This window comes from Neisseria sp. HMSC069H12, assembly GCF_001812735.1.
Lineage (GTDB): Bacteria > Pseudomonadota > Gammaproteobacteria > Burkholderiales > Neisseriaceae > Neisseria > Neisseria subflava.
On the sequence record NZ_KV810294.1, the window covers coordinates 2,600 to 2,947 of the forward strand.

Genomic DNA, 348 nt, shown 5'->3' on the forward strand with positions numbered 1-348 from the left:
TGATGTTGCATTGAACAAAGACGGCTTGAAAGTTGGCGATGTCAATCTGACCAAAGCCGGCTTGAACAACGGCGGCAACAAGATTACCAACGTTGCAGCCGGTACCGATGATACTGATGCGGTGAATGTTGCTCAGTTGAACAAAGCTGCGGCTGCGGCTAAGACCGAAGTCGTTCAAGGCGATAACATTGTTGTTACTCAGAATGTCGGCGCCAATGGCCAAACCATTTACAAAGTGGCTACCGATAAAAACCTGAAAGTTGACAGCGTTACCGCAGGTGATACCGTGATGAATAATGACGGTGTAAAAGTCGGCGATGATGTTGCATTGAACAAAGACGGCTTGAA

General features: G+C 47.4%; 1 pseudogene. It reads left to right on the top strand.

The annotated features are described in order from the left end of the window. A pseudogene (locus tag HMPREF2872_RS08850) lies at positions 1-348 on the top strand (hypothetical protein); the annotation flags it as partial.